Genomic DNA, 24,527 nt, shown 5'->3' on the forward strand with positions numbered 1-24,527 from the left:
GAGGCAGTGCGTGGCGGCCCATGGGCTTCATCACGACTCAGCGAAGTGGCTTTAAGTCCTCTTCGTTAGGACGCGTTGCGGTGTAGCCGCGCCGTTCGAGGTAGTAACGAGCACGCCACGGCTAGCCTCGGTCGGCCGACGCTCCTATCCCGCATATCGCTATGAGCCCTGGCTCTGAAGGCCATTTTCTTTGGGTTACTTTTCTTTTGGGCCAGCAAAAGAAAAGTGACTCGGCGGCCGGCAGGACGTCGAAACGCCCGCTGCGTAAGCGGCAACCTAGCCTATCGCGACAGCCGAAGACTGGACACTACTGGATCCCGGCCTGCGCCGGGATGACGACCATAGAGACTGTCGCGAAAGGCTGTCGCGCACAGGGTGCGCTCCTACAGTTGGGGGGCGGTGCGCCTGATTGGCGAGATGCCCAAAGCACCACCAACGATATTGCGACGCAGCAAACTACGTACTGCGCCAACCCGAAACCTCCCCACATCTCACGCCACACAACAACCTCAACCATTGCGCACCTGCATCATCACCGCGACCTCCAACAAAACCTCGACATCCCTCCGCCTCTAGTGCATACGTATTCACTTCGAAGCGAGGCGACTGCCAGCGCAGAATCGCCGGACTTTGCATGGGGAGAGGCAATGAATCTCAATACATCTGACAAGCCGGCGAATGCGGTCGAGGATCTGGGCCAGCACGCTACGGCGCGCGTGGTTCTGATCGCCGGCGCCGCGGCGCTCGGTGGTTTCCTGTTCGGTTTCGACACCGCGGTGATCAACGGCGCGGTCGATGCGGTGCGCGGCAATTTCGGATTGGGCGCGGGACAAATCGGCTTTGCCGTGTCGTGCGCGCTGCTCGGTTCGGCGGTGGGCGCCTGGTATGCCGGCCCGCTGGCCGATCGCTTTGGCCGCGTGCGCAGCATGCAGGTCGCGGCGCTGTTCCTCGCGCTCAGCGCGCTGGGTTCGGGCCTCGTGTCCGGCGTGGCCAGCCTGGTGTTCTGGCGCCTCGTCGGCGGTATCGGCGTGGGCATGGCCTCGGTGATCGCGCCGACCTATATCGCGGAAGTCTCGCCAGCCGCCGTGCGCGGGCGCCTTGGCTCGCTGCAGCAACTCGCCATCGTGCTCGGCATCTTCGCTGCGTTGCTCAGCGACGCATGGCTGGCCGGCACGGCCGGCGGTGCCGCGCAGCCGCTGTGGATGGGCCTGGCCGCGTGGCGCTGGATGTTCCTGGTGGCCGTGGTGCCCGCGCTGATCTACGGCTCGCTGGTGCTCGGCGTGCCGGAATCGCCGCGCCATCTTGTCGCGAAGGGTCGCCTCGCCGAAGCGCATGACGTGCTGCGTCGCGTGCTCGACATGCGCAGCGAGGCCGCGCTCAACGCCAAGGTGAAGGACATCCAGGACAGCCTGCAGTCGGAATACCGTCCCCGGCTGCGCGACCTGCGCGGCCCGCGCTTCGGCCTGTTGCCGGTGGTGTGGATCGGCATCCTGCTCTCGGTGTTCCAGCAGTTCGTCGGCATCAACGTCATCTTCTACTACTCGTCCACGCTGTGGCATTCGGTGGGCTTCAGCGAGTCCGACTCGTTCTCCATCACCGTGGCGACCTCGGTGGTGAACGTGCTGGTCACCCTGGTGGCCATCGCGCTGGTGGACCGCATCGGCCGCAAGCCGCTGCTCATCATCGGCTCGGCCGGCATGACCATCACGCTGGCGGCGATGGCCTGGTGCTTCTCGCAGGCGACCGGCAGCGGCGCGACGCTCAGCCTGCCTTCGCCGTGGAACATGGTGGCGCTGGTGTCGGCCAACGCCTATGTGGTGTTCTTCGGCCTCAGCTGGGGTCCGATGGTGTGGGTGCTGCTGGGCGAGATGTTCCCCAACCGCATCCGCGCGATCGCACTGGCCGTCGCGGCCGCGGCGCAGTGGATCGCCAACTTCATCATCACCAGCAGCTTCCCGGCGCTGGCCGAAGTGGGCTTGAGCTTCGCCTACGGCCTGTACGCCGCGTTCGCGCTGCTGTCGCTGCTGTTCGTCGCCCAGGCCGTGCGCGAGACCAAGGGCATGGAGCTGGAACAGATGCAGGGTTGAGGTTTTCATGCGCCATGAACGCGTAGATGCGATCATGGCGCATGACTGATTTCCGTACGCTCCCGCTCAAGCCCGCGCTGCTCGCCAGCGTGGAAACGCTCGGCTATGCCGAGATGACCCCGGTGCAGGCCCAGAGCCTGCCGCCCATGCTGGAGGGCCGCGACGTGATCGCGCAGGCCCGCACCGGCAGCGGCAAGACCGCAGCGTTCGGCCTGAGCCTGCTGCAGAGCCTGGACGTGGCCACCATCCGGCTGCAGGCGCTGGTGCTGTGCCCCACCCGCGAGCTGGCCGACCAGGTCAGCAAGTCGATCCGCAAGCTGGCGGTCCATATTCCCAACGTGAAGCTGCTCACGCTGTGCGGCGGCATGCCGTTGGGTCCGCAGCTCGCATCGCTCACGCATGATCCGCACATCGTGGTCGGCACGCCCGGCCGCGTGCAGGAGCACCTCAAGCGCGGCAGCCTGCATGGCGGCGGCATCAAGGTGCTGGTGCTCGACGAAGCGGATCGCATGCTCGACATGGGCTTCAGCGAGGCCATCGACGACATCGTCGGCCGCATCGCCAAGCATCACCAGACGCTGCTGTTCTCGGCCACCTATGCCGAGGAGATCCGCCAGGTGAGCAAGCGCCTGCAGCGCGACCCGGTGGAAGTGACGGTGGAAGCGCCGCATGAGGAATCGACCATCGAGCAGCGTTTCCACGAAGTGGAACCGGCACAGAAGATCGATGCCCTGGCGCAGCTGCTCGGCAAGGAACACGCGCAGCACGCGCTGGTGTTCTGCAACATGCGCAAGGACGTGGACGCGGTGGCGGACGAGCTCGACAAGCGTGGCTTTTCCGCGCTGGCGCTGCACGGCGACATGGAGCAACGCGACCGTGATGAAGTGCTGGTGCAGTTCGCCAACCGCAGCTGCTCGATCCTCGTCGCGACCGATGTCGCGGCCCGCGGCCTCGATATCGCCGGCCTGCCGCTGGTGGTGAGCTACGACATCGCGCACGATCCGGACACCCACACGCATCGCGTCGGTCGCACCGGCCGCGCGGGCGAAGCCGGCCTTGCGCTCACGCTGGTGACGCCGCGTGAACGCCCCAAGGCGCTCAACATCGAAGACCAGCTCGGCCGGCCGCTGCCGTGGCATCCGCTGAAGCTGGCGCCGCCACGCGGCAAGCAGCTGAACCTCGCGCCCATGCGCACGCTGGTGATCGATGCGGGCCGCCAGGACAAGCTGCGCCCTGGCGACATCCTCGGCGCGCTCACCGGCGATGCCGGCCTCGAGGCGAAGGACATCGGCAAGATCGACGTGTTCGCCACGCGCGCCTACGTGGCGATCCGGCGGGATCTTGCGAACAAGGCGCTGGAGCGCCTGCGCGCCGGCCGCATCAAGGGCCGCAACTTCCGCGTGCGCGCGCTGCATTGATCGGCGTGTACCATCCGCGTTCCACCCTGAGGAGTCCCCGGATGATCCGCTGGCTTGCCTGCGCCGTCGCGCTCGGTGTTCTCGCCATGGCCCGGCCCGCCCAAGCCGCCACGCCGGTGTACCACTATCGCGTGGTGCACGCCTACCCGCACGACACCTCGGCTTATACCGAAGGCCTGTTCTACAAGGACGGCTATCTCTACGAGAGCACGGGCGAGGCCGGCGAATCGACGGTGCGCAAGGTGGAGCTGGAAACCGGCAAGGTGGTGCAGCGCCACGACCTGCCGGCGCAATACTTCGGCGAAGGCATCGTGGACTGGGGCGCGCACATCGTGCAGCTCACGTGGAAGGACCAGTTGGGCTTCGTCTATGACACGCGGACGTTCGAGCAGAAGCGTACTTTCTACTATACCGGCGAAGGCTGGGCGCTGACGCGCAATGACAAGCACATCTACATGAGCAACGGCTCGTCGAAGCTGCAGATACTCGATCCCGGCACACTGGCCGTGGTGGACACCATCGATGTCACCGACAACGGCCGGCCGGTGCTCAACCTCAACGAGCTGGAATGGGTGAAGGGCGAAATCTACGCGAACGTGTGGATGACCGACCGCATCGCCCGCATCGATCCGGCCACCGGTCATGTGAAGGGCTGGATCGACCTCACCGGCCTGTTCGACACCAGCAGGCTGCCCGACCCCACCAACGACGTGCTCAATGGCATCGCCTACGACGCCCAGCGCGATCGCCTGTTCGTGACGGGCAAGCGCTGGCCCAAGCTGTTCGAGATCACCTTGGTGCCGCCGGGACGTTAGAGCCCCCTCCCCAACCCTCCCCTGCCTTGCAGGGGAGGGGGTAAGTAGAGGCACGCTTTTTGACTCCTCCCTGCTTGCAGGGGAGGGGTAAGTAGAGGCACGCTTTTTGACCCCTCCCTGCTTGCAAGGGAGGGAATAAGTAGAGGCACGCTTTTGACTCCTCCCCGCTTGCAGGGGAGGAAGTAAGTACAGGAACGCTTTTGACTCTTCCCTGCATACAGGAGAGGGAGTAAGCACGGGCACGCTTTTGACTCCTCCCCCTGCTCGCAGGGGGAGGTTGGGAGGGGGTGCGCTCGTGGTCCACACGGATATTTTGAACAGGCTACCGGCCACCCCTGCCGTCCGGCAGGGGGCGTGCCCTGGCGGCAGCGCTAAAGTCGGCTGTCGACTTACCGGAGAATCCTATGCGCCCCGCTCCCTTGCTGCTCCCACTGGCACTCAGCCTCGCCATGTCCACCGCCTTTGCCGACGAGGCGCCGGTGCAGCCGCGACTGCAGCCTTCGCTGCTGGCGCTGTCCACGCAGCCCAGCGAAGCGGAGCTGCATGCCACCATCGAGAAGCTGGTCGGCTTCGGTACGCGTCACACGCTGTCCGATACCAAGTCGGACAAGCGCGGCATCGGCGCCGCGCGCCGCTGGGTGAAGTCGCGCTTCGAGCAGATATCCAAGGAATGCGGCGGCTGCATCGAAGTGGCCACGCCCTCGCAGGTATTCACCGGCAAGCGCATCCCGCAGCCGACCGAAGTGATGGACGTGGTGGCGATCAAGCGTGGCAAGACCGATCCCAAGCGCGTGATCGTGATGACGGGGCATCTCGATTCTCGCGTTACCGACGTGATGAACATCACCAGCGACGCACCCGGCGCGAATGACGATGCCTCGGGCGTCGCCGCGCTGATGGAAGCGGCGCGCATCCTCTCCAGGCAGGACAACGACGCCACCCTGGTATTCGCCGCGCTGTCCGGCGAGGAGCAAGGCCTTTATGGCGGCAAGGTGCTCGCCGACTACGCGGCCGCACAGGGCTGGCAGGTCGAGGCCGACCTCAACAACGACATCGTGGGCAACAGCCTGGGCCAGAACGGCGTGCGCGACAACCTCACGGTGCGCGTTTTCTCCGAAGGCACCAAGAGCAACGAGACGCCCGAGCAGGCGAAGTACCGCGCCTATCACGGCGGCGAGGTGGATTCGCCCTCGCGCAACGTCGCGCGCTACATGGAGCGCATCGCGACCAGCTACCTGCCCGACTTCCGCGTGCACATGGTCTACCGCACCGACCGTTACAGCCGCGGCGGCGACCAGGTGCCGTTCCTGGAAGCCGGCTATCCCGCCGTGCGCGTCAGCGAAGGCCACGAGGACTACACGCGCCAGCACCAGGACCTCCGTACGGAAAAGGGCATCAAGTACGGCGACACCATCGACGGCGTCGACTTCCGCTATCTCGCCCGCGTCACCGCGCTCAACACCGTGACCATGGCGTCGTTGAGCCGTGCGCCCGCCCCGCCGAGCGGCGTGAGCACCGAGGGCGCACTGGCCACCGACACCACCGTGCACTGGAAGAAGGTGCCCGGCGCCGCCGGCTACGTGGTGCACTGGCGCGACACCACCGCGCCGCAGTGGCAGTACAGCCGCGTCGTGGGCGATACCGACCAGGCCGTGATCAAGGACGTGGTGATCGACGACTGGTTCTTCGGCGTCTCCGCCGTCTCGGCCGACGGCTATGAAAGCCCGGTGGTGTTCCCGGGCGATGCCGGCGGCTTCGAGCGTTCGCCCGCACCCAAGTCGCCCTGAGCCCAGCGAACCCGGTTGTCGCCGCGGCGCGCCGCACGTCGTAAGATCGTGCGGTCGCTGCGCCATTGGGGGAGCCGCGGCCGCATCGATCGATGCGTATCCATGGACGATACCGGGGGAACTCTCGATGTTTCGCAAGTCGCTGATGCCAGCGCTGCTGCTGGCCGCTTTGGTGTGCGCCTCGCCCGCGTGGGGCGAGGAATCCGGCCAGATGACGGCCGAACAGTTCGTCGCCACGCTGCACCCGCTCACCGGCAAGGTGAGCCTGCCGGCCGCGCAGGCCACGCTCGATATCGCCGACGGCTACAGCTTCCTGCCCGCCGCCGATGCACAGCGCGTGCTGAGCGAGCTGTGGAACAACCCGCCCGACAGCGACGTTCTGGGCATGATCCTGCCCGGCACCGATGCGCACGCCGTGCTCGAAGACAAGAACTGGGCGGTCGTGGTGACCTTTGTCGACGAGGGCTATGTCACTGACGCGGACGCCGCCAAGATCGACTACAACGACATGTTGAAGGACATGCAGGCGGCGACGAAGGACGAGAACGCCGACCGCATCAAGGAAGGCTATCCGGCCATCGAGCTGATGGGCTGGGCCGAGCCGCCGCACTACGACATGGTCAACCACAAGCTCTACTGGGCGCAGGACCTGCAGTTCAAGCGAGCCAATGGCTCCGGCGAGGCACGCACGCTCAATTACGCGATCCGCGTGCTGGGCCGCAAGGGCTATCTCTCGCTCAACGCGGTGGCGCCCATCGAGCAACTGGCGCAGGTGCGCGCGGACATGCCGCAGGTGGTGGAGATGGCCGAGTTCGACGCGGGCCAGCGCTATACCGATTACAACGCCAGCACCGACAAGGCCGCCGCCTATGGCATCGCCGCGCTGGTGGCGGGCGGCATCGCGGCCAAGGCGGGCCTCTTCGCCAAGCTCGGCGTGCTGTTGCTGGCGTTCAAGAAGTTCATCGTGCTCGGCATTGCCGCCCTCGGCGGCGTGTTCGCCAAGCTGTTCAAGCGCAAGCAGGCCTGAAGATCCGCGGCGACGGCGGCACTCGCCAGGGTGCCGCTGTCACGCGCCGGCATCGATACGCACGCCGAGGGCGATCAACCGGCGCAGGCCATCGTCGCTCGGTTGCAACGCGCGGCTGCCGGAGCGGCGCCGCAACCAACCGGCCTCCAGCAAGGCGTCGGTGAGCGATACACCGAGCGGACCGCCCACATGCATGCGCCGCTCGGTCCAGTCGAGGCAACTGCGCCCCTGCAGCGGCAACAGGGCCTGCGCGGCATCCTGCGGCAAACCGGCACAGACCAGGGCCACGACACCGGAGTCGCGCAGGCGCAGGCCTTCACCCGTCATGTGCAGGTGATCGTTCGCCAGCATCGCATCGCAGAGCCCCACGCCAAGACGACCGGCGAGATGTCGATAACACGTGCGCGCCAGCCGCAACGCGCGATCGCCGCCGGCCGGCGCCGGCAAGGCCGGGCGCACGCGCGGCAGGGCCATGGCTTCCAGCAAGGCGGACACCTCCTCGCCGGCCAGCCGGTAGTAGCGATGGCGGCCCTGCACGTGCACGGCCAACAAGCCGCCCTCCAGCAATCGCTTGAGATGCGCGCTCGCCGTCGCGGCGCCCACGCCTGCCGCCTGCGCCAGCTCGCCCGCCGGGCGCGCGGTGCCATCGATGAGCGCCAGCAACATCGCGGCGCGAGCGGGCTCGGCCAGCAACGAGCCGATCTCCGCGAGCTGGTAGCGGCTGGGGACGGTGGTATCGCTCATGCGTCGCAGTCTAGCGCCGGGCGTCGCGGAACATTTCGTTGCGCGGCGAAACCTCAGGCAACCCTGCGCCCCACACTGTCCCCATGGACAGTTACCGCAGCCCCGATACCCGTGTCATCCATCCGTCGATCCTCTACTTCGGCACGCCCGTCGTGCTGATCACCACGCGCAACGCGGACGGCTCGACCAACATCACACCCATGTCGTCCGCGTGGGCGCTGGCGGACCGCGTCGTGATCGGCCTCACCGGCGGCGGACAGGGCCTGGCCAATCTGCAGCGCGAACGCGAGTGCGTGCTGAACCTCGCGGGCGAGGACCAGCACGAAGCCGTGGAACGCATGGCGCCGACCACCGGACGCGACCCGGTGCCCGCGTGGAAACGCGCTGCCGGTTATCGCCATGAGGCCGACAAGTTCGCGCTGGCCGGCCTGCACACCGCACCCTCGCTGGCCGTGGACGCCCCGCGCATCGCCGAATGCCCCCTGCAGTTGGAGGCGCGCCTGCTGCTCGCCGTCCAACGCCCGCTGGATGCGTGGCGCGATGGCGCCGGCGGCTACGTGATGGCCGAACTGGAAGTGCTGCATGTGCACGCGCGCGACGAGGTCGTGGTGCCCGGTACGCAGCACATCGATCCGCGGCGCTACCAGCCGCTGTTCTACCTGTTCCGGCATTACGTGGGCCGCGGCCGCGCACTGGGCAAGACGTTCAAGGCGGAGGTGTAAGGCGCGCATGTCGCGCGCGCCGGACGGGTGCTAGCATCGCCCTCTTCCTGCCCGGCGGACCACACGCATGCGTATCCTGGTCACAGGTAGTTCCGGCCATCTCGGCGAAGCGCTGGCGCGCAGCTTGCGCGACCAGGGCCATGAGGTGGTCGGCCTGGATATCGTCGACGGTCCCTTCACCACGCAGCTCGGCTCCGTCGCCAACCGCGCGATGGTGAAGCGCTGCATGGCGGGCGTGCGCCACGTGTTCCATCCGGCCACGCTGCACAAGCCGCATGTCGCCACGCACAGCCGGCAGGCCTTCATCGACGTGAACCTCACCGGCACGCTCAACCTGCTGGAAGAGGCGGTAAGCGCGGGCGTCGAATCCTTCGTGTACACCAGCACCACCAGCGTCTTTGGCGATGCGCTGGTGCCGCCGGCCGGGGAGCCGTCCGCGTGGATCACCGAGGACGTCACGCCGATCCCGAAGAACATCTACGGCGTCACCAAGGCGGCCGCGGAAGACCTGTGCCAGTTGTTCGAGCGCAACCAGGGACTGGCCTGCATGGTGCTGCGCACGTCGCGTTTCTTTCCGGAAGAGGACGACGACCGCAATGCACGGGCGAACTATGCCGACGACAACCTCAAGGTGAACGAGTACCTGCATCGACGCGTGGACATCGAGGACGTGGTGAGCGCGCACCTGCTCGCCGCGCGCCACGCCACCACGCTCGGCTTTCGCCGCTACATCATCAGCGCCGCTTCGCCGCTGCAACCGGAAGACATGGCCGCGCTGCGCGCCAATGCGCCGCTTGTCGTGCAGCGACGCGTGCCCGCATATGCATCGCTATACGCGCGACTGGGCTGGAAGATGGCGCCGGGCATCGACCGCGTGTACGTCAACGCGCGGGCGCGCGAGGAACTCGGTTGGCAACCGCGATACGACTTCGCCTTGCTGGTCGACCGGTTGGCCAACGGCGGCGACATCCGCAGCCCCTTGGCGCGACTCGTCGGCGCCAAGGGCTATCACGCCGAAGTCTTTGCCGAAGGCCCTTATCCCGTCGAGTAGTCTCGTTCGCGCCGAGGAAGCCACGCCGATGAAGATCCCCGCTCTTCCGTTCACCGTGACGAACTGGGCCGAGGTGCCGCCCACGAAACATCCCGGCGACACCGGCGAAGCGCTCTGGCGCAGCTTCCATGTCGGCGACCTGCGCGTGCGCCTGGTGGAATACAGCCCGGGCTATCTGGCCGATCACTGGTGCGATCGTGGCCACGTGCTCTATGTGCTGGAAGGCGAGCTGCACTCGGAACTGGCGGATGGCCGCCGCTTCGTGCTCACGCCGGGCATGAGCTACCAGGTGTCCGACTGGGGCGACGCCGCCCATCGCTCGTACACGCCCACGGGCGCCCGGCTTTTCATCGTCGACTGACGCAGTGGGCGCACCGGGCGGCGCGCTGCCAGGACCGCGCCCGCCATAAGCCCCACCGATGTCGAAATGCGCCTGGCCCGTTCGTCATTCAGATGAGCGCGGCCGGAGCGGCCCGCGAAACCCACCGTCCAGGAGCCAACGATGACCGTTTTGTCCCCTTTTGCCCGGCACGCCGCCTTCGCCACGCTGGCCATGGCATCCGTTCTCGAACCGGTACACGCCGGCCCGGCCACCTACACCATCGACCCCATGCACACCTACCCCAGCTTCGAGGCCGACCACTTCGGCGGCCTGTCGACGTGGCGCGGCAAGTTCGACCGGACCCAGGGCAAGATCACCCTGGACAGGCGTGCCGGCACGGGCACCGTGGATATCACCGTGGATACGTCCAGTGCGGATTTCGGGCTGGACAAGATGAACGAGGCCGCGCGCGGACCGGAGCTGTTCGACGTCGCGAAATATCCAAAGGCCACGTACAAGGGCAGGCTCACCGCCTTCGTCAACGGTGCGCCGACCAAGGTGACCGGCGAATTGAACCTGCATGGCATCACGCGGCCGCTCGACCTCACCATCAACACGTTCAAGTGCATGCCGCATCCGATGTTCAAGCGCGAATTCTGCGGCGCGGATGCATATGCCACGTTCAAGCGCGACGATTTCGGCATGGACAGCGGCAAGTCCTATGGTTTCAACATGGACGTGGTGCTGCGCATCCAGGTCGAGGCGTTGATCGATGACACGTCGTCCCGGGACAAGGTCGCGCTGGCGCAACCGCAACACTGATCCGCAGGCAAGAGGCTCACCATGTCACTCACGCTCTACATGCACCCGCTCGCCTCGTTCTGCCACAAGGCGCTGATCGCGCTGTACGAGAACGACACGCCATTCCATGCCCATCTGGTGGACCTGGCCGATCCGCAGGCACGTGCCGCGTTCCATGCGCTGTGGCCCATGGGACGTTTTCCGTTGCTGCGCGACGAGGCCCGCGATTGCCTGGTACCCGAATCCACCATCATCATCGAGTACCTCGCGCAGCACTATCCGGGCAAGGTGCCGCTGATTCCGGATGATGCCGATCTGGCGCGCGAAGTGCGCCTGCGTGACCGCTTCTTCGACCTGTACGTCAACGAGATGATGCAGAAGGTGGTCACCGATCGCCTGCGCCCATCGGGCGCGCACGACCACTACGGCGTGGGCGCCGCGCGCGACAAGCTTCTCGCGGCCTATGACGTGCTGGAGAAGGACATGGCCGATCGCACCTGGGCCGTGGGCGAGCGCTACACCATGGCCGATTGCGCGGCTTCGCCGGCGCTGTTCTACGCCAACCTGGTGATCCCGCTGGAAGAAGCACACCCGCATACGGCCGCCTATCTGCTTCGACTGATGCAGCGGCCATCATTTGCGCGCGTGCTGCGCGAGGCCCAGCCATACATGCACATGGTGCCCAAGGAACAAGCCGGCGCGTGACGCCCGGCCACCCCAACCCAAGGAGTCTGATCATGCTTACCCTGCTCGTCATCGTGCTGCTCGCCATCGCTGCCCTGGTCGGCGTGGCCGCCACGCGTCCCGACCGCTTCCGCATCGAACGGTCCGCCACCATCCAGGCGTCGCCGGAACGCATCTTTCCCCTGATCAACGATTTCCATCGCTGGCAGGCGTGGTCGCCCTATGAGCGCAAGGACCCCGCCATGGAGCGCAGCTACGAAGGCCCCAAGGCCGGCGAAGGCGCGATCTACGGCTGGAACGGCAACAAGGACATCGGCAGCGGTCGCATGCAGATCACCGGGTCCACGCCATCGTCGCGCATCGAAATCAGGCTGGAATTCTTCGCGCCATTCAAGGCCACCAACACCGCCGAGTTCGTGCTCGAACCGCACGGCAATGGCACGCAGGTGACCTGGGCCATGCACGGCCGCTCGAGCTTCATGCACAAGCTGATGGGCCTGGTGTTCAACATGGACAAGATGGTCGGCAAGGATTTCGAGGAAGGCCTGGGTCATCTGCGCAAGCTTTCCGAAGACCGCGCAACCGCGTGAAAGCCGTTTTTTACCGGCATGGCTTTCGCCCGGCTGACGACATGACGCGCGAGGTGGCGGCCGAACCTGCTTGCAGCTGAATGAAATCGCGCAGGCAGCCGCCAAGGCCGTCAACGACCGTGGTGATCCCTCGTTCTCCGCATCGAGCCAGCCACCCGTGGTGGCTCGCAGGGGCAACACCCGAAGCGAAGCCGTAGCGACTACGCGTGAGCGTGGCGCTGCGGCAGCTCATCACCAGACCCGAGGATCATTCGCCATGAAGAAGTCGACGTCGCGTTTCAGCCTGATCGCCATCACCCTGGTCGCTGCCTGCGCGAGCGCCGGCGCCATGGCGCAATCCACCTCGCCGGAAAACGTTCCCGGCCATCCGCGCGTGAGCGAAGTGAACCAGCGCCTGGAAAACCAGCAGGACCGCGTCCAGGCCGGCGTCGCCGACGGCCAGCTCAACGCCAGGCAGGCCACGCGCGACGAGAAGCAGGACGCCAACATCGCCGCCCGTGAGAGCCGTGATGAAGCCGAGCATGGCGGCCATCTCACCAGGCAGGAACAGAAGAACCTCAACAAGTCGCTGAACAAGGACAGCAAGCGCATCCACAAGCAGCGAGCCGCCGGCTGAGTTCTCTCGACGGCGGACCACGGCCCGGCACGTGCCGGGCCGTGTCGCCCGGGCCGTGACGTACAACTTCCAGCACTGGCAGCGCCCCGCCGCCGTGCGAGCATCCCTTCACCTCAAACACGGGTGGAGGGCTTATGGTCAGCAGGATCCTGGCGGTCGCTTGCGTGAGTGCGTTGGTGTTCGGTGCGGCCCACGCCGCCGACCCGGCGGCAACCAAGCCGCAGTACGGCACGTGGGGCTTCGATCGGGCCGGTGCCGACACCGCGACGAAACCGGGCGACGATTTCTTCCGTTACGCCAACGGCACCTGGCTCGACCACACGCCCATCCCGCCCGACAAGCCAGCGGTCAGCCTGCGGCTGGCCATGACCGACCTCACCGAGCAGCGCCTGCACGAGCTGATGGAAGCGGCGGCGCAAAGCCGTGCACCGGCCAGCTCGCTCGAAGGCAAGGTCGGCGCCTTCTATGCGTCGTACATGGACGAAGCGCATATCGATGCGCTGGGCGCCAAGCCCATCGCGCCGCAGCTCGACGCCGTGCGCAAGGCCACCACGCGCGATGCACAGGCCGCGCTGATGGGTCGCACCAACACCGACTTCGACGGCGCGCTGTTCAACCTCGTGTTCGACGTGGATCTCAAGGACAACTCGCGCTACGCGGTTTATGTCACGCAGGCGGGCCTTGGCCTGCCCGATCGCGACTACTACCTCAAGCCGGATTTCGCCAAGGAGAAGACCGCCTACCAGGCGTATGTCGCCAGGCTGCTGACCCTCGTCGGCTGGCCGCAACCGGAAGCCGCGGCCAAGGACGTGGTGGCCTTCGAAACCGCCATTGCCGAGGCCAGCTGGGACAAGGTCGCGCAGCGCGATCCGGTCGCCATGTACAACCCGATGAGCGTGGAAGACCTGCAGAAGCTCGCACCCGGCTTTGCATGGCGCGACTACCTCGCGTCGGCACAGCTGGGCGACCTCAAGCGCATCGTGGTCGCGGAAAAGACGGCGTTCCCCAAGCTCACCGCGGTGTATGCGAAGACGCCGGTCGCCACCCTCCAGGCGTGGCAGGCCGCGCGCATCGCGGACAACGCCGCCTACTACCTCTCGAAGCCGTTCCAGGACGCCTACTTCGAGATGCACGACAAGACGCTGTCCGGCCAGCAGCAACAGGAGGTGCGCTGGAAGCGCGCGGTGCATGCGGTGTCCGGCGGCGATTGCGGCGTGGGCGATCGCCTGTCCTGCTTCGGCAACCTGGGCTGGGGCGTAGGCGAGCTCTACACGGCCAAGTATTTCCCGGCGTCGTCCAAGGCGAAGATCGAGGAACTGGTGGCCAACCTCAAGGCGGCCTATCGCGTGCGTATCGAGAAGCTCGACTGGATGGGGCCCAGGACGCGCGAGCAGGCGCTGCGCAAGCTGGACACCTACACCATCAAGGTCGGCTATCCGGACCACCCGCGCGACTACACCAACGTGGGCACCAGCAGCGACGACCTGGTAGGCAACGTGCTGCGCGCCGCCAAGGCCGACTGGACGTTCTACGTGAACCGCCTCGACGGCGCGGTGGATCGCGGCGACTGGTCGATGACGCCGCAGACCAACGACGCGTACAACGGCTCGCTGCGCGACATCGTGTTTCCCGCGGCGATCCTGCAGCCGCCGATCTTCGATCCCAACGCCGACCCCGCCATCAACTACGGCGCCATCGGCGGCGTGATCGGCCACGAGCTCACGCACGGTTTCGACGACCAGGGCCGCAAGATCGACGCCGACGGCAACCTGCGCGACTGGTGGACGCCGGCCGACGCCAAGGCTTTCGAGGAACGCGCGAAGAGACTCGGCGCGCAGTACGACGCGTTCCAGCCGATCACCGGCGTGCACATCAACGGCAACCTCACCATGGGCGAGAACATCGCCGACCTCGGCGGCCTCACGCTCGCCCTCGATGCGTATCACGCGTCGTTGCATGGCAAGCCCGCGCCCGTGATCGATGGCCTCACCGGCGACCAGCGTGTCTTCCTCGGCTGGGCCCAGGCATGGCGCGGCAAGCTCACCGACGACGCCATCCGCCGCCAGGTCACCAGCGATCCGCACTCGCCGCGCAAGTTCCGCGTGAACGGACCGGTGCGCAATATGGATGCGTGGTATCAGGCGTTCGGGGTGGAATCAGGCCAGCGGCTGTATCTGGCGCCCAACGATCGCGTTCGCATCTGGTGATGAAAAAAGCGCCCGCCTCCAGGTGGCGGTGGGCGCGCCCGTTGCCGCCGCCAGCTCGGCACGGTTAGAGTGAGTGGCGTACTCCAGGGGGATCGTCATGCGCCGCAGTTATTTGGCCGTCTTCACGGCAGCCGCCATGCTGGCGGGAATGTCCACACGTGCGGTGGATCTCAAGGATATCGCCGAGGCCAGCATGCTGGTCAGTGGAACCATTGAGGTGTTGCCCGATGGCAGCGTCGGCAGCTATGCGCTCTACAAGGAAGAGAAGCTGCCCGCCCCGGTCATCGATCTGATCAAGCGCAATGTCTCGACATGGAAGTTCCAGCTCAAGACGCCATCTACGACTCCCATCAAGGAGGACATGTCGCTTCGGATCATCGCTAAGGATGAGGACGCCCAGCACATGACCCTACGTCTTGCCGGCGCTAACTTCAGCGATGGAGACTCGCCCGAAAGTTCCTCGATCCGATGGCAGCATCGCGTGTCTCCGCTCTATCCAAAATTCTCGCTCGACCACGGCATGTCAGGCACCGTCTACATCCTCGTTCGCATTGGCCGAGACGGCAAGGTCATCAATACCGGCTTGGAACAGGTCAATTTGCGTCGATATGTGCCGGATCAAAAAGAGATGGCGCGATTCCGCAAGGACCTCGCCGACGCCGCAATAAAGGTCTCCAGACGTTGGACATTCGAGACGCCAACATCCGGGGAAGAGATGCAAGCTCCGTTCTGGGACGCGCAGATCCCGGTGGACTTCAACGCGGAGCGGGGTAACCGCTCGGGCGAGAGCTATGGCTCCTGGGCCATCTATCTTCGCGGCCCGCAGGAACAGATCGGCTGGCGTCAGGATGCGTCGCTGGTGTCGGAAGCCCCCGATGCCGTGCCGGACGGGTCGATTCATCCAGTGGGCGCAGGCGCCAGGCTTCTTACGCCCTTGGCGAACTAAGCGTCGGCCCCCAAAGCCGGTTACCCGGAGCGAGCCACGCCTGCGTCGTCACCGCGTTCCCGCGTGTGGAACGCCACCACCATCGGCGTCGTCATCATCGTGGTGACGATCGCCATCACCAGCAGGATGGTGAACATCGCCGGGGTGATCACCCCGGCGTCGAGGCCCACCTTGATCACGATGAGTTCCATCATGCCGCGCGCGTTCATCAGCGAGCCGATGGCCAGGCTGTCGCGCCAGCCCTGACCGGAAACGCGCGCGCCGAGGGTGCCGCCGACGAGCTTGCCGAGGATGGAAACGGCGAGCACGAGGCCCAAGGCCAGGCCGGCGTCCGCACTCAACAGCTGCGCGGTGGTGCTCAGCCCCGCGAGCACGAAGAACACCGGCACCAGGGTCGCCAGCGTGACGTGCTCCACGCGTTCGATCAGGCCCTGCAGCAACCGGTCGTCGCGCGGCAGGCACAGGCCGAACAGGAACGCACCGAACACGGCATGCAGGCCCAGCCATTCGGTGATCGCCGCGCAACCGATCGCCCCGGCAAGCAGGAAGGCGAGCACCGCGCTGTTCGCCTGCCCATCGGGCGCATGCCGCGCGAGCAGCCAGGCACAGGACGGACGCAACACGAACCAGGCGACGCCGAGCAGCAACGCGAGCCCGGCGATGGTTCGCCAGAACGGCAGCCAATCGCCGCGCGCGCTGATCAACGCCACCACCAGGGCAAGCGCCACCCAGGCCAGCACATCGGCCACGGCCGCCGCGGCGATGCCCAGGCGACCCGGAAGACTGTCGGTGAGCCCCCGCTCCTTCACGATGCGCGCCATCACCGGCAGTGCCGTGATCGCACAAGCCGTGGCCATGAACATTGCGAACGGCGCATAGGACACGCCGGCGGGCGCATAGCCGTGGAACAGCCAAGGAGAGGCACCCAGCGCCAGCAGGCCGGGCAACACGAACGCCAGCCCGCCAACCCACATCGCCGGCCGCAGCAGGCGGCTGCCGGTCGGCACGCGAAGCTCGGCGCCCACCACCGTCATGAACAACACCAGGCCCAGCGTGCTCAGGCTCTGCAGGGCGCCAAGACTATCGGCGGGAAACAGGCTTGCCTGCCACGACGGCGCCAGCGTGCCGAACAGCAGCGGCCCCAGCGCCAGCCCCGCCAACATCTCTCCCACCACGGCCGGTTGGCCGAGCCCCCTCAGCAGCCAGGCCAGCAGGCGCGAAGCCACCACGATCACCAGCAGTTGGACGAGCAACAGCGGATGCCCCATCGATCCATCCCTTCCCCGCGAGACGAACGGGCAGCTTGCATGGCGATGGAATTCGCCGCAACGCCGTCGCCCGACACACCGGGTCGGGGCCCGGCCCAAGGGGCCCCATCCGGCCCTCCTGCGCAAAATTCCCGGCGCGCGATAAACCTCCCGGCCGCCTCGGCTTTTTCCAGTTATCCACGCCCCATCCACAAGTTGTTGGGTTGACCCGCCCCAATCAGCCCGATATGTTGTGCTCTGTCGGTGCCACTCTCAGACCCATGGTCGGACTGGCCTAACAGGGAATCCGGTGGAAATCCGGAACTGCCCCGCAGCGGTAAGCGGAAACGAAAGCCAACAACGCACTGGCCCTCAGCGGCTGGGAAGCGGGAGCGAGTAGGTCGGGTCGCAAGGCCCGGGGTCCGCGAGTCCGAAGACCTGCCGGCACATCGTGGCCTGAGCGCCGCGGTGCGAGATGACGGCTTCCGCGGGGAAGTGCGTCGATGCGCGGGGCCACCAGCCCCGCTGCTCGACCGTCCGTGGAAGTGCATCTCTTCAGCCCTGCGCGCGGGAGCAGGCGGTTGATGACCACGCTTGGAGCGAAGTCGCCATGCAACCTATCGATACCACCGGCCGCGAACGTGATGACGATCGTGCCGACGCCGCCGCTTTCACCGCCGATACCGCCGTGGCCGAGGCGCCCCGCACGGATACGCCGTTTGCGCTGACCCCGCCGCACAACCCCGGCCAGATGCGCGTGACCAAGCGCAACGGCCGCCAGGAAACGGTGGACGTGAACAAGATCGTCCGCGCCGTGACCCGCAGCAGCGAAGGCCTGCATGCGGTCGATCCGCTGCGCGTGGCCCTCAAGACCATCGGCGGCCTGTACGACGGCGCCACCACGCAGGAGCTGGACGAGCTGTCCATCCGCACCGCCGCCGCGCTCACCGCCGAAGAGCCCGAATACGGCCAGCTCGCCGCGCGCCTGCTGGGCGCGTACATCGACAAGGAAGTGAGCGGCCAGGAGATCCAGAGCTTCTCGCAGTCGATCGCGCGCGGCGCGGAGCTGGGCATCGTCAACGCGCGCCTGCGCGACTTCGTGGCGGCCAACGCGCGCAAGCTCAACGACGCGATCGACCCGCTCGCCACGCGCCGCTTCGAGTACTTCGGCCTGCGCACAGTGTACGACCGTTACCTGCTGCGCCATCCGCAGCGGCGCCTGGTGATCGAGACGCCCCAGCACTTCTTCATGCGCATCGCCTGCGCACTGGGTGGCAGCGAGATCGGCGAGACGCTGGAGCTGTATCGCCTGCTGTCCTCGCTGGAATACATCGCCAGCTCGCCGACGCTGTTCAACTCGGGCACCGCGCACGAGCAGTTGAGCTCCTGCTTCCTGCTCGACTCGCCGGCCGATTCGCTGGAGTCGATCTACGAGAAGTACGGCGACGTGGCCAAGCTCAGCAAGTTCGCCGGCGGCATCGGCCTGGCCTACTCGCGCGTGCGTTCGCGCGGTTCGCTGATCAAGGGCACCAACGGGCATTCCAACGGCCTGGTGCCGTGGCTGAAGACGTTGGACGCCTCCGTCGCCGCGGTGAACCAGGGCGGCAAGCGCAAGGGCGCGGCCTGCGTATACCTGGAGCCATGGCACGGCGACATCGAGGAGTTCCTCGAGCTGCGCGACAACACCGGCGACGAAGCACGCCGCACGCACAACCTCAACCTCGCCAACTGGATTCCCGACGAATTCATGCGCCGCGTGGAGAGCGACGGCGAGTGGTCGCTGTTCGATCCCAAGGTGGTGCCGCACTTCGTCGACAGCTGGGGCGAGACGTTCGATAAGGCGTACCGTGAAGCGGAAGCCGCCGGGCACGCCGTGAAGAAGGTGAAGGCGCGCGAGCTCTACGCGCGCATGCTGCGTACGCTGGCGCAGACCGGCAACGGCTGGATGACCTTCAAGGATCGCAGCAACGCCACCAGCAACCAGACGGCCAAGGCGGAAAACGTCATCCACCTGTCCAACCTGTGCACCGAGATCCTGGAAGTCACCAACGCCGGGGAAACGGCGGTGTGCAACCTGGGCTCGGTGAACCTGTCGCGCCACGTGGTGGACGGCCGCTTCGACTTCGACAAGCTCGCCGCCACGGTACGTACCGCGGTGCGCCAGCTCGATCGCGTGATCGATCTCAACTTCTATCCGATCCACACCGCCAAGGTCGCCAACACCAAGTGGCGTCCCGTGGGACTGGGCGTGATGGGCCTGCAGGACGTGTTCTTCAAGCTGCGCCTGCCGTTCGATTCGGCCGAGGCGCTGGCGCTGTCCACGCGCATCGCCGAGGAGATCTACTTCCACGCGCTGTCGCAGTCGAACGAGCTGGCTGCCGAGCACGGCCCGCATCCGGGCTTTGCCGAGAGCCGGGCCGCCAACGGCGAACTGCAGTTCGACTACTGGACGAACGCCCAGCCGAACGATCGCGCCCGCTGGGACGCGTTGCGCGACGCCATCAAGGCCAAGGGCCTGCGCAACTCGCTGCTGATCGCGATCGCGCCGACCGCCACCATCGCCTCCATCGCCGGTTGCTACGAATGCATCGAGCCGCAGGTGAGCAACCTGTTCAAGCGCGAGACGCTGTCCGGGGACTTCCTGGTGGTGAACCGCTATCTCGTGGAAGAACTGAAGACGCTGGGCCTTTGGACACCTGAAGTCCGCGACGCGATCAAGCTGGCGGAAGGCTCGATCCAGGGCATCACGGCCATTCCCGAGCGCCTGCGCAGCATCTACCGCACCGTGTGGGAACTGCCGCAGAAGGCCTTGATCGACCTGGGTGCCGCGCGTGGCGCATACATCGACCAGAGCCAGTCGCTGAACCTGTTCATGGAGAACCCGAACATCGGCCAGCTCAGTTCCATGTACATGTACGCGTGGAAGTCCGGCATCAAGACCACCTACTACCTGCGTTCGCGCCCCGCCACCAAGATCGCCAAGACCACGGTGTCCGCCGCGCCCGCCGCGAAACCGGCGCCGGTCGCCGACCAGGAACAGGCTACCGCCGCGGTGTTCTGCTCGCTGGAGAATCCGGAATACTGCGAGGCCTGCCAGTAACCGTCATGCCATGAAGCGCTACCGCAACCGCAGCGGGAAATCCGGCGTCGCCAGCTACGAGGTTGGCGACGGCTTCATCCGGGTGCGCTTCGTGAATGACGGCACTTACGAATACACCGACGCCAGGACCGGTCGCATGCACGTGCGCAACATGCAGCAGCTCGCTGCGGCCGGCCTTGGCCTTTCCACCTACATCAGTCGCTTCGTGCGCGACCGCTACGCACGCAAGCTCGATTGAGCGCCGCTGGCGTCACCAAGGAACTGTCCATGTCCCACCTCCTCGATCCCGGTTTCGAACTCACCTTGCGCCCGATGCGCTACCCCGAGTTCTACGAGATGTACCGCAACGCCATCAAGAACACCTGGACCGTGGACGAGGTGGACTTCTCGCTGGACGTCACCGACCTGCGCTCGAAGATGAGCGAGGCCGACCGCCACCTGATCCACCGCCTGGTCGCGTTTTTCGCCACCGGCGACACCATCGTGGCGAACAACCTGGTGCTCAACCTGTACCAGCACATCAACGCGCCCGAGGCGCGCATGTACCTGTCGCGCCAGCTGTACGAGGAAGCGCTGCACGTGCAGTTCTACCTCACCCTGCTGGACACCTATATCCCCGACCCGGTCGAGCGCAACAAGGCGTTCGCGGCGATCGAGAACATTCCTTCGATCCGCCAGAAGGGCGAGTTCTGCTTCAAGTGGATCGATTCCCTGCAGAACCTGAAGAAGCTGGAAACGCGCGAGCACCGCCGCCAGTTCCTGCTCAACCTGATCTGCTTCGCCGCCTGCATCGAAGGCCTGTTCTTTTTCGCCGCCTTCGCGTACGTGTACTTCCTGCGCTCGCGCGGCCTGTTGCACGGCCTCGCCTCGGGCACCAACTGGGTGTTCCGCGACGAGAGCTGCCACATGGCGTTCGCCTTCGACGTGGTGCGCACCGTGCGTGCGGAAGAGCCCGACCTGTTCGACGAAGACATGCGCGCGCAGATCGAGCAGATGCTGGAAGAAGCCATCGCCTGCGAAACGCAGTTCGCCGAAGACGTGCTCTCCGGCGGCGTGGCGGGCCTGTCGGTGAAGGACATGCGCCAGTACCTGGAATACTGCGCCGACCAGCGCCTGGCCCAGCTCGACCTGCCCAGGAAGTACGGTGCGAAGAACCCGTTCGACTTCATGGACCTGCAGGACGTGCAGGAAGTGACCAACTTCTTCGAGCGCCGCGTCTCCGCCTACCAGGTCGGCGTGCAGGGCGAGGTCGCGTTCGACATGGCGTTCTGACCATGCGGCGCCACGCGCGGTGGAAGCGCGTGGCGCCCAGGCTTCATTTCCCTGCGCCGAAGAAGCGCCGCAACGCCGTGGCCAGCCAGCTGCCCTCGCTGGTATCGCCGGTCAGCTTGAGGATGTTGCGCTTCACCGAGTCCACGTAGGCCCAGTCATCGTCGCGAATGTGCTGGAACAGCCAGCCCAGCAGCATGGCCCGCAGTTCCTCGCTGATGTCCTCGCCGGACCGGAAGCGCCGGCGATAGTCCTCGATGCGCCCGGCATACACCTGGTGCACACGCTTGTGGGCGTCGGTGAACTCGTAACCGGCGTCCTCCATCAGCGCTTCCTCGAAGGTGAAGTGCGACAAGGTGTAGTCCAGCAGGCCCTCGAGCACGCCGCCGATCGCGGTCTGGTCGCCACGTGCCTGCGCCTCGCACACGGCATTGGCCATGTCGACCATGCGCCGGTGCTGATGGTCGATGACCTCGATGCCGGTATCGAGATCGTCCTGCCATTCGATCCTGCTCATTTCCCTTACCCCTGTCTCCCTTTCGCCGACAGAGGTTGCCGATAGTTTCCTACATAGCTTTGATGTAGGTCAGGAACCGTGCGCCGAGCTCGCAAAACCGCGACGGAAACGCCGAGGGCGGCCCGGCGCACCGGACCGCCGGGTGATCAATGGGCGGTACCGAACAGGCGCCGCAAGGACCTTACCAGCCAGCCGTCCTCGTGTTCGTCCTTGCCGACCTCGTGCATGTGGCGGCGCACCGAATCGACGATGGCCTTGTCGTCGTTGCGGATGTGGTTGAACAGCCAGTGCGACAGCGTGTGCAGCAGTTCGTTGCCGATGTCCTCGCCGGCGCGGAAGCGCATCTGGTACTCCGCGACGCGCTTGACGAATACCTCGTGCACGCGCTTGTGCGCCCGCGTGAACTCGTAGCCGGCGTCCTCCATCAGCGACTCTTCGAAGGTGAAGTGCGACAGCGTGTAATCGACCAGCCCGTCGAGGATGTCGTTGAGCTCCTCGCGGTCGTGATGGTCCATGGCGTCGTGGAGATGGTTGATCATCTCCACGATGCGCTTGTGTTGATTGTCGATGACCTTGATGCCGGTGTTCAGATCATCTTGCCAGACCATATAGGGCATATCGCACCCTCCGTTGCGCGGTGGTCCGGCTATTGGCGTGTATTTTTTTCGTCAGCGGCTTGACCTCTATCAATCAACCCAGCCCACGACTTGCGATAGCGACACTACGCCGCACGAAGGCGCCAGCCATCGGCATGGCTGGCGCCTGGCTCATTTGGCGCCATCGGTCGCGTCGATGCGAAGGAAGGGCAGCGCGCCGCCGCTGTAGGTCGGCAGGCGCCCGTCCCATTTCTCGATGGCCGACATCTGCACCACGTGCGGGTTCTGGCGCAGCGCCTCGCCCTTCAACGCGATGGCTTTCGCTTCGGCCTCCGCGATGGTGATGCGTGCCTGGGCCTGGCCTTGCGCTTCGGCCTCCACCTTCTGCGCCTCGGCCTGGGCCTGCGCCACTTCGTTCCGGCGTTGCTCGGCCATCTGGGTGGCCTGGATCTTCGCGTTGATCGACTGCACCACGTTCTCGGGCAGGCGCAGCTCGCCGATCCAGTAGATCTTTTCCACCACGATGCCGACCGGGCCGACTTCGTCGCTCACGTCGTGCTGCACGGCGTCGATGAGGTTGGCCTTGCCCTTGCCGTACACCGACTCGATGTCCAGGCTGGCCGCCTCCTTGACCAGCGCGTCGCGTACCATGTTGCGCAGGTACACGTCGGTGATCTCGTCGATGCCCTTGCGGTACTTCTGGAAAATCAGCGTCACCTTGCCCGGATCGATGTGATAGGTGATGCCCACGTCCGCATTCACGGTGAGGCCCTGCGACGTCTGGAAGCTGATGGATTCGTCCGTCGGGCGTCCTTCCGTCGGCGAACGCGTGAAGGTGTACGTCTGGGTGAAGGTCGGGAAGGTGTACATCTCGTAGCCCCAGCCCACCCAGTAGCGGCCTGGCGGCAGTTCCTGCAGCGCGCCCTTGCCGTCGCCGTACATCTGGAACTTCACGCCGACGTTGCCCGCCGGCACCTTGGAACAGGCCGCCAGCAACAGCGCCGAAAGCGAAAGGGACAACTTCACTACGCGTTTCATGGAGATCATTCCTTGTGGGTGAATCCGCGGCGCAGGAGCGCGATGCCCCAGGCCACCAGCAACGCCAGAAGCACCAGGCCCAACAGCACGGCGGTCGTGCTGGCGGCCGAGATGAGTTCCGGACCGATAAAACCGACGTACAGCAGCAGGCAGGCGACGAACGGCCACGGCCGATGCGCCAGCCGGTTGACAAGCGTCTTCATGGTTTCCTCGTGGGTTGGATCAACGGCGAATGCCGATTTGGACGTCCAGACGGCCGGGTGCGGCGCGGCGGTATGCGCCGACGTCAAAGCCGTGGGAGTGTCGTGGGGGTGCGCTAACCCGCTGGCGAAAGCGAGGGCCGTGCGGGGCCGGACGGTTCAGCGATGACGCAGGATAGGGTCTTCATAAGCGCACTCCGATGCGCGCTGCTGGATGAGGACGGCGCGCACTCTACTCCGTTTATTGTGCAATGCAACAAGCCAGGCGGCGATCTTGAAATGCCCAACGGCCTATTGACTACATCTGTAGTCAAGGCGTAGCGTGACTACAGATGTAGTCACCAAGGATCGTGCACATGGGCAAGGCCACCATCGGCGACCAGGAGCTGGCGCTCCTGCAGTACATCGCCGAACACAGCAATGCATCGGTCGGCGAAGTCGCCGCCGGCTATGGCGAGCCACGCGGGCTGGCGCGTTCAACCGTGCTGACCATGATGGAGCGCCTGCGCGGCAAGGCTTACCTGCGCCGCCGCCAGGTGCAGGGCGTGTATCGCTACAGCCCCGCCACCGGCCCGGGCGAAGTGATGCGCAGCGCCGTCGGCCAGTTCGTCGAGAAAACCCTCAGTGGTTCGGTGTCGCCCTTCGTGGCGTGGATGTCCGAGCGCGGCCAGGTGAGCGATTCGGAACTGGCCGAACTGGAAGCCCTCGTGGTCCAGCTGCAGACGCGGCGCAAGGAGACCTGA

24 protein-coding genes and 1 riboswitch are annotated in these 24,527 nt (G+C 65.9%); of the genes, 18 read left to right on the forward strand and 6 right to left on the reverse strand.

Going from position 1 to position 24,527, the window contains the following annotated elements; translation table 11 throughout:
• Positions 1–647 precede the first annotated feature (647 nt).
• The 5 genes from JMF82_RS09395 (at position 648) to JMF82_RS09415 (ending at position 7,134) form a co-directional block, all read left to right on the forward strand.
• On the forward strand, positions 648–2,087 hold the full coding sequence (locus tag JMF82_RS09395) for a sugar porter family MFS transporter (RefSeq protein WP_201314271.1): 1,440 nt from the start codon (positions 648–650) through the stop codon (positions 2,085–2,087).
• Positions 2,088–2,128: 41 nt separating this feature from the next.
• Entirely contained in the window at positions 2,129–3,505 is a 1,377-nt protein-coding gene (gene dbpA, locus JMF82_RS09400; RefSeq protein WP_201314272.1) for an ATP-dependent RNA helicase DbpA, read from the forward strand.
• A 41-nt stretch (positions 3,506–3,546) separates the two neighbouring features.
• A complete protein-coding gene (locus JMF82_RS09405) occupies positions 3,547–4,320 on the forward strand; it encodes a glutaminyl-peptide cyclotransferase (protein ID WP_201314273.1) in 774 nt (257 codons plus the stop codon).
• 404 nt (positions 4,321–4,724) lie between these two features.
• Positions 4,725–6,107, forward strand: coding sequence for a M28 family metallopeptidase (locus JMF82_RS09410; protein WP_201314274.1), 1,383 nt, complete (start codon positions 4,725–4,727; stop codon positions 6,105–6,107).
• 127 nt (positions 6,108–6,234) lie between these two features.
• Entirely contained in the window at positions 6,235–7,134 is a 900-nt protein-coding gene (locus tag JMF82_RS09415) for a DUF2167 domain-containing protein (RefSeq protein WP_201314275.1), read from the forward strand.
• A gap of 39 nt (positions 7,135–7,173) precedes the next feature.
• Here JMF82_RS09415 and JMF82_RS09420 read toward each other — a convergent pair whose 3' ends face one another.
• On the reverse strand, positions 7,174–7,878 hold the full coding sequence (locus tag JMF82_RS09420) for a helix-turn-helix transcriptional regulator (protein WP_201314276.1): 705 nt from the start codon (positions 7,876–7,878) through the stop codon (positions 7,174–7,176).
• Positions 7,879–7,961: 83 nt separating this feature from the next.
• Between JMF82_RS09420 and JMF82_RS09425 the strand changes: the two genes are divergently transcribed.
• The 9 genes from JMF82_RS09425 to JMF82_RS09465 all read left to right on the forward strand — a co-directional run bounded on the left by JMF82_RS09425 (position 7,962) and on the right by JMF82_RS09465 (position 15,817).
• A complete protein-coding gene (locus JMF82_RS09425; protein ID WP_201314277.1) occupies positions 7,962–8,600 on the forward strand; it encodes a flavin reductase family protein in 639 nt (212 codons plus the stop codon).
• Between the two features lie 67 nt (positions 8,601–8,667).
• Positions 8,668–9,651, forward strand: a complete 984-nt coding sequence (locus tag JMF82_RS09430; RefSeq protein ID WP_201314278.1) for an NAD(P)-dependent oxidoreductase — start codon at positions 8,668–8,670, stop codon at positions 9,649–9,651.
• Positions 9,652–9,679: 28 nt separating this feature from the next.
• On the forward strand, positions 9,680–10,012 hold the full coding sequence (locus tag JMF82_RS09435; RefSeq protein WP_201314279.1) for a DHCW motif cupin fold protein: 333 nt from the start codon (positions 9,680–9,682) through the stop codon (positions 10,010–10,012).
• Positions 10,013–10,204: 192 nt separating this feature from the next.
• On the forward strand, positions 10,205–10,795 hold the full coding sequence (locus JMF82_RS09440) for a YceI family protein (RefSeq protein ID WP_236585390.1): 591 nt from the start codon (positions 10,205–10,207) through the stop codon (positions 10,793–10,795).
• A 21-nt stretch (positions 10,796–10,816) separates the two neighbouring features.
• Positions 10,817–11,479, forward strand: a complete 663-nt coding sequence (locus JMF82_RS09445) for a glutathione S-transferase family protein (RefSeq protein WP_201314281.1) — start codon at positions 10,817–10,819, stop codon at positions 11,477–11,479.
• A 32-nt stretch (positions 11,480–11,511) separates the two neighbouring features.
• Positions 11,512–12,048, forward strand: a complete 537-nt coding sequence (locus JMF82_RS09450; RefSeq protein ID WP_201314282.1) for an SRPBCC family protein — start codon at positions 11,512–11,514, stop codon at positions 12,046–12,048.
• Between the two features lie 256 nt (positions 12,049–12,304).
• The gene (locus JMF82_RS09455) at positions 12,305–12,664 is read left to right on the forward strand and encodes a hypothetical protein (protein WP_201314283.1); all 360 of its coding nucleotides are present in this window, start codon (positions 12,305–12,307) and stop codon (positions 12,662–12,664) included.
• 134 nt (positions 12,665–12,798) lie between these two features.
• Entirely contained in the window at positions 12,799–14,871 is a 2,073-nt protein-coding gene (locus JMF82_RS09460; protein WP_201314284.1) for a M13 family metallopeptidase, read from the forward strand.
• Positions 14,872–14,968: 97 nt separating this feature from the next.
• A complete protein-coding gene (locus tag JMF82_RS09465; protein ID WP_201314285.1) occupies positions 14,969–15,817 on the forward strand; it encodes a hypothetical protein in 849 nt (282 codons plus the stop codon).
• A 20-nt stretch (positions 15,818–15,837) separates the two neighbouring features.
• Here the strand turns inward: JMF82_RS09465 and JMF82_RS09470 are convergent, their stop codons facing one another.
• Positions 15,838–17,085: a cation:proton antiporter gene (locus JMF82_RS09470; RefSeq protein ID WP_201314286.1), complete on the reverse strand. Its 1,248-nt coding sequence runs from the start codon at positions 17,083–17,085 to the stop codon at positions 15,838–15,840.
• Between the two features lie 224 nt (positions 17,086–17,309).
• Positions 17,310–17,525: riboswitch (cobalamin riboswitch) on the forward strand.
• 149 nt (positions 17,526–17,674) lie between these two features.
• On the opposite strand from JMF82_RS09470, the gene JMF82_RS09475 reads away from it, so the two are divergent.
• The 3 genes from JMF82_RS09475 to JMF82_RS09485 are packed head-to-tail and all read left to right on the forward strand — an operon-like array spanning position 17,675 to position 21,436.
• Positions 17,675–20,164, forward strand: a complete 2,490-nt coding sequence (locus JMF82_RS09475) for a ribonucleoside-diphosphate reductase subunit alpha (RefSeq protein WP_201314287.1) — start codon at positions 17,675–17,677, stop codon at positions 20,162–20,164.
• 10 nt (positions 20,165–20,174) lie between these two features.
• Entirely contained in the window at positions 20,175–20,402 is a 228-nt protein-coding gene (locus JMF82_RS09480; protein WP_201314288.1) for a hypothetical protein, read from the forward strand.
• Between the two features lie 29 nt (positions 20,403–20,431).
• Positions 20,432–21,436, forward strand: coding sequence for a ribonucleotide-diphosphate reductase subunit beta (locus JMF82_RS09485; RefSeq protein ID WP_201314289.1), 1,005 nt, complete (start codon positions 20,432–20,434; stop codon positions 21,434–21,436).
• Positions 21,437–21,479: 43 nt separating this feature from the next.
• On the opposite strand, the gene JMF82_RS09490 is transcribed toward JMF82_RS09485, so the two are convergent.
• From JMF82_RS09490 to JMF82_RS09505, 4 genes are all read right to left on the reverse strand, one after another.
• Positions 21,480–21,950, reverse strand: a complete 471-nt coding sequence (locus JMF82_RS09490) for a bacteriohemerythrin (RefSeq protein ID WP_201314290.1) — start codon at positions 21,948–21,950, stop codon at positions 21,480–21,482.
• A gap of 146 nt (positions 21,951–22,096) precedes the next feature.
• Complete coding sequence (locus JMF82_RS09495) at positions 22,097–22,567, reverse strand: bacteriohemerythrin (RefSeq protein WP_201314291.1); 471 nt, start codon at positions 22,565–22,567, stop codon at positions 22,097–22,099.
• Between the two features lie 150 nt (positions 22,568–22,717).
• The gene (locus JMF82_RS09500; RefSeq protein WP_201314292.1) at positions 22,718–23,584 is read right to left on the reverse strand and encodes a prohibitin family protein; all 867 of its coding nucleotides are present in this window, start codon (positions 23,582–23,584) and stop codon (positions 22,718–22,720) included.
• 5 nt (positions 23,585–23,589) lie between these two features.
• A complete protein-coding gene (locus tag JMF82_RS09505) occupies positions 23,590–23,787 on the reverse strand; it encodes a hypothetical protein (RefSeq protein WP_201314293.1) in 198 nt (65 codons plus the stop codon).
• Positions 23,788–24,140: 353 nt separating this feature from the next.
• Here JMF82_RS09505 and JMF82_RS09510 point away from each other — a divergent pair, with 353 nt between their 5' ends.
• Positions 24,141–24,527 carry a BlaI/MecI/CopY family transcriptional regulator gene (locus tag JMF82_RS09510; protein WP_201314294.1) on the forward strand — a complete coding sequence of 129 codons (387 nt, stop codon included), beginning with the start codon at positions 24,141–24,143 and terminating at the stop codon, positions 24,525–24,527.

Source organism: Dyella sp. EPa41 (assembly GCF_016586165.1).
In the GTDB taxonomy this organism is placed as follows: Bacteria; Pseudomonadota; Gammaproteobacteria; order Xanthomonadales; family Rhodanobacteraceae; genus Dyella.